This window comes from Solidesulfovibrio sp. C21 (assembly GCF_047785625.1).
Taxonomy (GTDB): domain Bacteria; phylum Desulfobacterota; class Desulfovibrionia; order Desulfovibrionales; family Desulfovibrionaceae; genus Solidesulfovibrio.
This window is the reverse complement of sequence record NZ_JBLODY010000113.1, coordinates 1-9,324: the sequence shown is the minus strand read 5'-3', so window position 1 is coordinate 9,324 and position 9,324 is coordinate 1. Positions and strand designations below refer to the sequence as shown.

Genomic DNA, 9,324 nt, shown 5'->3' with positions numbered 1-9,324 from the left:
CAACTACCGATGCCCAACGCAAGGCCCTCCTGCCCCAACATCTCGATCCTTGCTCCCTAATCATCCCTGTCTGAGCTTCTGCCGCTTTCCTCACGACCTGACAAGATGGGCCTTATTAGGCGCTTACCGCGCCTTTACAATGCAAAACCCCGGCCCGCCACATTGACGAACCGGGGTTTCGCCCTTGAGGGGCGGGGGGGTTACACTTCCTTCTTCATCTTGGACCGGGTCATGGAAAGCCCGATACCGTTGAAGATGTCGAAGATGGCGAAGCCGTACCAGACGGTGTAGAGGAGATAGAAGGCCAGCATCCCCGTGACGAGCAGCATCTTTTCGCTGACGTGCTCGGCCGGGATGCCGTAGAAGTTGTAGGCCGGCTCGATGGCTTTCTGGTTGACCGTGTTGACGACGTTGGCTTCATGGATGAGCTTTTGCTTTTGCAAGGGCTGGATCATGGCGGCCAGCGTCGTGTACCAGGCTTCCATGGCCTTCTTCTCGTCCATGCCATAGAAGTCCGCAACGGGCTTGCCATCGTCCTTGTACATGTAGTCCGAGTCGGTCACCACCTGGGACAGCATCTTGCCCAGGTCGCCCTTGATCTCGTACAGGTCGCCCTTGGCCTCGCCGGTCGCGCCGACCTTGGCCAGCAGCACGTCGACCGTCTTGGCCATGCTCGGATCCTTGAACTTGACGCTGACATCCACCTGCTTGCCCGCGAGCGTATCCACTTCCTTTGTGACCTTGGGGATGAAGTACGAGGACCCCTTGGCCAGCTTGTTGAAGAAATCGTCGGAGAATTCCAGCCCGTTCCGCTCCTGGCCGAATATGGGCAGGAAAATCACTATGAGAACGCCGATGAAGGAGGCCATCAGGAGAAGGCCTGTGGTCAGCTTTTTCTTGCTGGCGATCATGGCTAGTTCACCTCCTGGTGATGGAGATTGGCGAGGTTGGTGACGAACTTGCTGATGACCCAGACCATGAACACGGCCACCACGATCCAGAAGAGGATGTTGCCGAAGAACTCGATATTGCCCACCACGGCCTTGGGCCAGTTGATGTAGCCCATTTCCATGAACTTCTTCGGCAGCGCGGCGATCCGGTTGATGAAGCCGGCCAGGATGGTGATGGCATAAAAGCCCCGGATATGGATGCCCTTGACCACCTTGGTGGTCAGCGCGCCGACCTGGATGCCGAGCAGGGACCCGAGCAGCATGCCGACGGCCAGGGAATAAAACACGTAGCCGTAAATGGCGTACTGGGCGATGGAGCCGACGCCGGCGGTGAAGATGATCTGGAAAATGTCCGTGCCCACGGTGGTCATGGAAGAGACGCCGAAGATGTAGACGAACATGGGGAAGGTGACGAAGCCGCCGCCCATGCCCATCAGCGCGGACAGGATGCCGACGAGCAGGCCGCCCGAGGCCACGATCCAGCCGGAGATGCGCTTGCCGCCGGGCACGAAGTCCTCGTCGAAGGGGATCATGGGGGCGATATTGAGATTTTGCAGTTTCGCGCCGATGCTGGTGACGCCCGTGGCCCCGCCGTGACTGTCCGTGCTGCTGGCGGCCGGGGCCGTCTTGCGGGTGGCCCGGATGTAGTCCGTCATGGCGTAGATGCCCAGGAAGCCGAGTATCAACACATAAATGACGCTGATGAAGGTATCGGAAAGGAGCGGGTCCTTGTTGTAAAACCATTTGTTGATGGCGCCGCCGACGAAGGTGCCGGAGATCGAGCCCACCAGAAAGGCAATGGCCAGTTTGACCGAGACGTTGCCAAGCTTTTTATGGACCGTGGTGCCCATGATGGCCTTGGCGAAGATATGGAAGAGGTCGGTGCCGACGGCCAGGATGCCTTTGACGCCGACGGACATGAGCGCCGGCGTTATGATGAAGCCACCGCCCGCGCCGATGCAGCCGGTGATAAGTCCGGCGGCCAGGCCCACGGCGATGGAGGCCAAAAAGATCGTCGAGGTGTAAAAGGCCGGGGCATAGGCGTGCTTGCCGCCGAGATAGCCGCCGGCTTCGGCAAAGGAAACCGCAATGATGGGCAGCAACAGGACCCCGAGAATGAGCAGCTTTTTACGATTTTTTATGATGGACGTGGATACTTCCAAATCCCATTGCGCATGTGCGATCGATCCTGCCTTGAGGAATTCATAGACCTGCCTGCCGAATCCCATTCCTTCTTCCTCCGTTTTGAAAGTCCGTGTTCGCGCGCTTTCCGTCGCGCGATACCCCAACCCCGCGACGTTTGCTTCGCTTTCCCCTAGCCGGCCTTGCCGGGTTCGTCCTGTCCGGCCCGGTTGGCGAGCACCTCATACACGACGTGTTTGAGGCGCTCGAAATCCCCTTCCTTGCGCACCCGCACCACGCTGCCTTCGTCGCCTTCCTGGCCGGCGAAGACGTGCAGCACGACGGGAAGTCGGGGGAAAAGCCGGGTCAGGCGCGGCACAAGGCTTGCGCCGTCGCTGCCGCCGATCTCGGCGTCGAGCACGAGCAGGTCCACCAGTTCCGGTTCCCGCAGCAGCGCCAGGACTTCGGCGCCGGAGCTCGCCGTGGTGACGGCGTAGCCCTCGCGGCCGAATTCCCGACGCAGCAGTTCCCGGATATTGGCGTTTCTCTCGGCTATGACGAGCGAGGCCTGGCAACGTTTCACCGCATGCTCCCTGACAAGGTTTTGCCAGGGCATCGCAACTCCCGTGCCAAGGAGAGGGGAATCTGGGGAAGAGGTAGTTCTTTGTAATAAAACGATTTTTCGAAAACTGCCGATCAACACAGCAAGCGTTGCGACACCCGGGCTGTCAGCTATTTTTACGGCTTGTAAAAAGGAACGGGATCAGGAACGGCTGTCGCGCACGCGCGATTCGATGCGCAGGCCGTACTTTTCGATCTTGGCGATCAAGGTCGGTCGGGACAGGCCGAGGAGCTTGGCGGCCTGGGTGCGGTTGCCGCCCGTGGCCTCGAGGGCCTCGCGGATGACGAGCTGGCCGAAGTGGTCCATGAGCTCCTCGAACAGGCTTTCCCGGCCGGAGGCGAGTTGCCGGCGGATGAAATCCGCCAGGGCGTCGCCCGTGGCCTGGGCGGCGAGGTCGCCGTTTCGCAGCGGTTCGCCCGAGGCCTTCTGGATTTCCTCCGGGCCAAGGGTTGCTCCCCGGTTGAAGATGAGCGCCTTTTTGACCGTGTTGCCAAGTTCGCGCACATTGCCCGGCCAGGGATTGGCGGTGAGCAGCGCCATGGCCTCCTCGGACACGCCGGGATCGGAATGGCCCATCTCCTTGGCGTAGCGGGCCATGAAATAGCGCACCAGAAGCGCGATGTCGCTTGGGCGTTCACGCAGGGGCGGCAGGGTCAGGGAGACGACCTTGAGCCGGTAGTAGAGGTCCTCGCGGAACTGCCCCTGGCGCACGGCCTCTTCCAGGTCGCGGTTGGTGGCGGCGATGATGCGCACGTCCACCGGGATGACCTGCCGCCCGCCGAGCCGCTCCACGTTTTGCTCCTGGAGCAGGCGCAGGATCTTGGCCTGGATGGCAAGCGGCATGTCGCCGATCTCGTCGAGGAAGACCGTGCCGTGGTTGGCCTGCTCGATCTTGCCCACCTTGCGGCCGGTGGCCCCGGTGAAGGCGCCTTTTTCGTAGCCGAACAGCTCGGACTCCAGAAGGGTTTCGGGGATGGCCACGCAGTTGATGACCAGGAAGGGTTTGTCGGCCCGCAGCGAGTGCTGGTAGACGGCCCGGGCCACCAGCTCCTTGCCGGTGCCGGATTCGCCGCGGATCAGCACCGTGGCGTCTGTTGGCGCGGCGCGGCCGATGGCCTTGTAAAGCTCCTGCATGGCCGGGCTGCGGCCGATGATGGCATCGGCCACCAGTGCCTGCTCGCCTTCCTCGCCAACCGCCACGCGGCTGCGCATGGACCGGCCGGCGGCGATGGCCTTGTTGAGGAGCTTCAAGATGTCCGGGATGTCGAAGGGCTTCAATATATAGTCGAAGGCCCCCAGCTTGGTGGCCTCGATGGCGATGTCCGTGGTGCCGTAGGCGGTCATGATGATGACCGGGAGTCTGGGCTCGATCTCGCGCATGGCGGCGTAGGCCTCGAGGCCGGAGATGCCGGGCATGCGCACGTCCATGATCACGACGTCGGGCGCGGCCTCGCGCACGGCCGCGATGCCGGCCTCGCCCGAGGAGGCGGTGCGCACCTCGAAGCCCTCGGCGGCCAGCAGCCGCTCGAAGCTCATCCGCAGCTGATGATCGTCGTCGACGATCAGGATCTGTTCCATTCGCGTTCCCCCTCGTACGGAAAGACCATGGTGAAAGTGGCCCCCTTGCCCTCCGGGGACTGGACCGTGATCCAGCCGCCGTGCTCCTCGACGATGCGCTTGACGATGGGCAGCCCCAGGCCCGACCCCTCGCCCTTGGTGGTGAAAAACGGCTGGAAGATGTTCTCGATGAGCGCTTGCGGGATGCCCGGCCCGCTGTCCGAGATGCGCACGGCCAGGATATGGCCATGGGAGTCGAGCACGCCCACCTCCTCGCGGATGTGGATCTCGCCGCCTTCGATCATGGCTTCGCAGGCGTTGAGCACGAGGTTGACGAGGGCTTCCTTGAGCTGGTCGGGATCGGCGTTGATCGGGGGCAGGGGGCGGACCCGGTCCAGGGTGACGGTGACGTTGTAGGATTCCAGGCGGTGCCTGAGCAGGTTCAGCGTCGTGTCGACCACGTCGGTGAGGCTGACGGGCTGGGCGGTGAGCTTGGGCGGCCGGGCGAACTCCAGGAAGTTGCGCACGATGGTGTCGATATGGCCGATCTCCTCGGCGATGACCTCGAAATCCTCCTTCTGGGTCGGGTCGAGCTTGAGCCCGCGCTCCAGGGAGAACAGCCGCATTTTGACCGAGGTCAGCGGGTTGCGGATGGTATGCGCCACGCCGGCGGCGAGCCGTCCGGCCATGGCCAGCTTTTCGGACTGCATAAGATGCCCCCGGCTTTGCTCCAGGTCCATATGGGCCTGGTCCACATCCTTTTCCAGGTCGCGGAACTTCTGACCGATGGCCTTGACTTCGTTGGACACGCCGGCGAGGGCCTCCTTGCTCCGTTCGCCCCGGGCCAGCCTGCGGATGGGGTCGAGGATCTGGCTGACCAGGACGTAGGCCAGGAAAAAGCCCAGGCTGGCGTTTATCGCCACGCCGATGACGGCCACGCCCATGACCATGTCGGTCCGTTCCAGGTAGATGCGGCCGGTGCGGCGCATGCGGTTGCGGAAGAAGTCCTTGAACCGCTCGCACAGGTCGCGCAGGTCGTCGAACTCGTCGCGTACCTCCCAGTGCTGATCCTTGGCCGCCTTGATGCGTCCCTGCTGGTAGAGGTCGATGACGTTGTCCTTGGCGTCGGCGTATTTCTTGTAAGCCCGGGTGACGGCGTCGAGCAGCTGGATTGCCTCGGGCGCGACCACCTGCTGGCGGGTGCGCTCCAGCCACAGGCTGAAGTTGCGCCGGCTTTCCTCGAGTTTGCCGAGCCAGGAAGCGTCATGGCTCAAATAATAATAGGTGGCGTAGCCCTTCTGGTTGAGCAGGGCGTTTTCCAACTCGTGGGCGGAGGTCAGGGCGGCCAGGTCCTTGTCGGCCGTGGCCGTGTAGAGGTCCCGGGCCATGGCCGCGTACCAGATCATGATGACCGGGCCGGTCATGTTGACCGCCAGCAGGCTTCCGAGCAGCAGATAGACCCGGGCGCGCAGGCCCAGGCGGGAGAGCGCGGCGAGTCCGAAGGCGGTTTTGGCGTCGGTCATGGGTGTTTGCCTTCTCGGCGTCCGCCGGTGCCGGGGGAGAGGCCAGGGTTGCGACCTGCCGCATCGACGTAAATGCCGGTCAGGGTCTTACCGACGCCGGCCGGCCGTGGCAACGTTTTCCGTCACCGCGGCCGGTATCGGGCGCTTCCACGGGTTTTCCAAAATGCCGGCATGCCATTTGGGGCTGCGCTGTCATGCGGCCAGGGCGCGGGGGCCGGGAAGGCCGGCCTGATCGCCGCGCAGCCGGGCAATGAGCGCCTTGAGCTCGTCGGCCATGCCGGCCAGGGCATGGGCGGCCTTGGCCGTGGCCTCGACGCCGGCCACATTGTCGTCGGCCACTTGGTTGATTTCGGTTATGGCCCGGCTGATCTGCTCCGAAGCGGCGGACTGCTCCTCGGCCGCGGTGGCGATGGACTGGACCTGGCCGCTCGTGGCGTCGGCATGGCCCACGATGGCGAGGATGGCTTCGCCCGAGTGTCCGGCCAGGGCGTTGGCGTCGGCCACGGCGGAAACGGCCTGGTCCATGCTCTTGATGTTGCGCCCGGCGGCATCCTGGATGGCCCGGATGCGCGATTCCACTTCCTTTGTCGCCACCATGGTCTTCTCGGCCAGCTTTCTGACCTCGTCGGCCACCACCGCGAATCCCCGTCCGGCCTCGCCGGCCCTGGCGGCCTCGATGGCGGCGTTTAGGGCCAGCAGGTTCGTCTGGTCGGCAATGTCGTTGATCACGCCGACGACCTCACCGATGGACTGGGCTTCCTGGCCGAGGCTCCCCATGTCGGCCTTGAGTTCCATGGCGATGTCGTTGACCTTGGCCATGGACTGCCCGGCCTGCTTGACCACATCCGCGCCCGTGGTTGCGTTGTCGCGGGTTTGCTCGGCGGTTTGCGCGGCAGCTCCGGCGTTCGAGGCGATTTCGAGGACGGTGGCATTCATCTGGCTCACGGCGGTCGCGGTCTCGTCCACGCGGCGGCGTTGCAGCTCCACGCCGGAAGCGGACTGCTCGGTCTGGGCAGAGAGGTCCTGGGCGGCGGTGGAGAGGCGGCGCGAGATCTTGCCCGCTTCGTCGGCCACGGCCTGCATCCGGGAAAGCGTGGCGGCCAGTTCCTCTTCCTTGCGCTTGGTTTCGAGCATGGCTTCCTCGGCGGCCCGGGCCTGTCGGCTGGCCTCGGCCTGCTCCTCGGCCACCTGCCGCATCGTTTCCTTGAGGTTGGCCACCATGGCGGTGATGTCGTCGCGCAGCACCGCGCATTCGCGTTCGAAATGGCCCCTGGGCCGGGCGTCCAGATCGCCGGAGGCTACCTGCCTGGAATAGGCCCCGAGCGCCGAAAGTGAGCCGGTGATGCCGCGAATGATCCACAGGATCACCAACAGCACGACGACTCCAAGCGATCCCTGGACGGCCAGCATGGACCAGTCCACGATCGTCTGGACCTCGCCTCTGCGGGCGGCGTAGAAGCGCTCGATCTTTTCGAAATGGGGCATGAGGTCCCGGCCGTTTTGCACCATGGCGGCGGCGATCTTCTTGGCCTTGGCGCTGGCCGCGACGTAATCCTTGAAACTGCGCTGGTAGGTGTCGAGGACCGTGGTGAAACTCTTTTTCTGCTCCTGGGTCAGGTCCGGGTTGCCGGCGACCATGGTCCCGAGTTGCGTCACCGCCGCGTCCACCTTGCCCACATAGGTCTCCGCGTCGCGCAACTGCCAGTTCTTCTCATGGCGGCGGATGCTGAGCAAAACGATCTGGAAATCCTTGTCCGTCACCGGCTTGAACTTCGTATCCAGGTCCCTGGCGGCGTACACGAAATTGCGCATCAGCCCCTGGTTTTCGTCAAATCCCTTGATGCGCTGGGTGGCGACAAGATCCTCGAAGCCCTTGCGGTAGGCGGCCAGCTCCGTCAATGCTTCCTGGACGTTCTGCGTCACAGCCGCATCCAGGCCCGACAGCAGCGTGATGTCCTCCCTGACCTTGTCGGCATGGGCCAGGGTCGGCGTGACATACTTCGGGTCCAGGTGCAGCAGGAAGTTCTTCTCTTCCCGTCGGCCCTGCAACAGTTCGGTATAGGCATCCGCCGCCAGCCCCTCGAGATGGCGGTATTTGGCGGCATAATACTTGCCGATCCGGTCCGCGGCGACCGAGCAGATAAAACCCAGCGCACATACGCCTATCAAGAGGAACAATTTTCGCCGGATACCCATTGCAACCCCCTCCGGTCCATCTCTTATGGACCGCATCCCGTATCGCCTTGCGCATGCGCGCGATGCCCTGTTGTCGCAAAAGTCATGAAAACCCACGGGACGACATGGTCCCGCAACAAGCATCACGCAAAGGACATGCCAACATGCAAAGCGTGAATGCTCATGTATTTCATATCGTACCGGCCGGTTGCGCCGTTATCGGGGGAGGGTGGGTGTCAGGAATTTTTACAGGGCGTCAAGTCTTGCGCATTGACTTGGCCGGGCGGCTTTGACAAAAAAACAGTATGGAGAAGCACTCTCGTATCACATTTCCCCTTCGCCGCTTACAATGTTGGCGTCGCCACGCCGCCCTGGTCGGGACCGGCTGCCTCGGCTTTGTCGCCGCCGCGCCCGGCGTGGCCCTGGCCGACCCGCTGACCGGGGGCGTGCTCGGCAGCGCTTTGCGCGGCGACGAGTTCACCGGGCCACGCGTCCTCGACCTGCTCGTGATCGGATTGGTCATCTTCCTGCTCCTGCGCCTGCTGCTCGGCCGCTCGCGACGTTCCGGCCAAGGCCAGCCGCAGCCGCCCTCCGACCGCTCCGGTCCCGCCGAACCCTACGACGCCACGCCGCCGCCGGCTCCCCCGCAACGGGCAAAACGTGACATGTACACCAATGCCCAGGCCACCTGGGACGCCCTGCGCTCGACGCCGTCCACGAAAACAGCCTCCCAGCCCGCCGGCCAGCCCCCAGCCGGCGCGACGCCGGACGAGGAATTCCTGGCCGGAGCAAAAATGGCCTACGGCCGCATTCTCGTGGCCATCGCCAAACGCGATTTCGACGATCTGGCCAATTTTACCACGCCCGGGTTTCTGGCCAACCTCAAAAACAGCCTGCCCCTGTCGCCGCCGCCCGCGCCGGACATCCTGCTCGTCGAGGCGACCCTGGCCGAAAACCGCGAGGAAGGCTCCCAAACCGTCATGGTTGTGGACTACAAAGTGCTCATCCACGAGAAAGACGCCCCCCACAACACCGACCGCTTCGACCACTGGCGCTTCGTCCGCGACAACGCCTCGCCGGGAGCCAACTGGCTGCTCGACGCCATGGAGCAACACTAGCAAGGCGCTTACGCCGCTGCGCCGCTGGGGCTCTGCCCCAGGCCCCGCCAGGGCTCTGCCCTGGACCCACCGAGGGGCCATGGGCCCCCCGGACCCCCCGTCCGGTGTGCTTTGGTCGGGTGGAGGCGGGGATGGTTGCCGGCAAGGCGGTTGGTGAAGATGGCGGCGGAATTTGTCGGGACGGTGCATGTCGCTTCGCGACAAGCTCGTCCCAGGCAAATTCCCCCGCCACCACGCCGTCGCCCCTGCGGGGCGAA

At 63.9% G+C, this 9,324-nt stretch carries 7 protein-coding genes; 1 reads left to right on the top strand and 6 read right to left on the bottom strand.

From position 1 onward, the window contains the following. Positions 1-200: 200 nt before the first annotated feature. From ACMZ6R_RS19280 to ACMZ6R_RS19255, 6 genes are all read right to left on the bottom strand, one after another. On the bottom strand, positions 201-911 hold the full coding sequence (locus ACMZ6R_RS19280) for a hypothetical protein (RefSeq protein WP_416114555.1): 711 nt from the start codon (positions 909-911) through the stop codon (positions 201-203). 2 nt (positions 912-913) lie between these two features. Further along, a complete protein-coding gene (locus tag ACMZ6R_RS19275; RefSeq protein ID WP_416114553.1) occupies positions 914-2,179 on the bottom strand; it encodes a sulfite exporter TauE/SafE family protein in 1,266 nt (421 codons plus the stop codon). Positions 2,180-2,265: 86 nt separating this feature from the next. Further along, positions 2,266-2,655, bottom strand: a complete 390-nt coding sequence (locus tag ACMZ6R_RS19270; RefSeq protein ID WP_416114551.1) for a response regulator — start codon at positions 2,653-2,655, stop codon at positions 2,266-2,268. A 180-nt stretch (positions 2,656-2,835) separates the two neighbouring features. Next, complete coding sequence (locus ACMZ6R_RS19265) at positions 2,836-4,272, bottom strand: sigma-54-dependent transcriptional regulator (RefSeq protein WP_416114549.1); 1,437 nt, start codon at positions 4,270-4,272, stop codon at positions 2,836-2,838. Further along, positions 4,257-5,774, bottom strand: a complete 1,518-nt coding sequence (locus tag ACMZ6R_RS19260) for an ATP-binding protein (protein WP_416114547.1) — start codon at positions 5,772-5,774, stop codon at positions 4,257-4,259. The genes ACMZ6R_RS19265 and ACMZ6R_RS19260 overlap by 16 nt, the downstream gene beginning before the upstream one ends. A 192-nt stretch (positions 5,775-5,966) precedes the next feature. Beyond that, entirely contained in the window at positions 5,967-7,943 is a 1,977-nt protein-coding gene (locus ACMZ6R_RS19255) for a methyl-accepting chemotaxis protein (protein WP_416114545.1), read from the bottom strand. 311 nt (positions 7,944-8,254) lie between these two features. On the opposite strand from ACMZ6R_RS19255, the gene ACMZ6R_RS19250 reads away from it, so the two are divergent. Further along, entirely contained in the window at positions 8,255-9,067 is an 813-nt protein-coding gene (locus tag ACMZ6R_RS19250; protein WP_416114543.1) for a hypothetical protein, read from the top strand. The last annotated feature ends 257 nt before the right edge of the window (positions 9,068-9,324 follow it).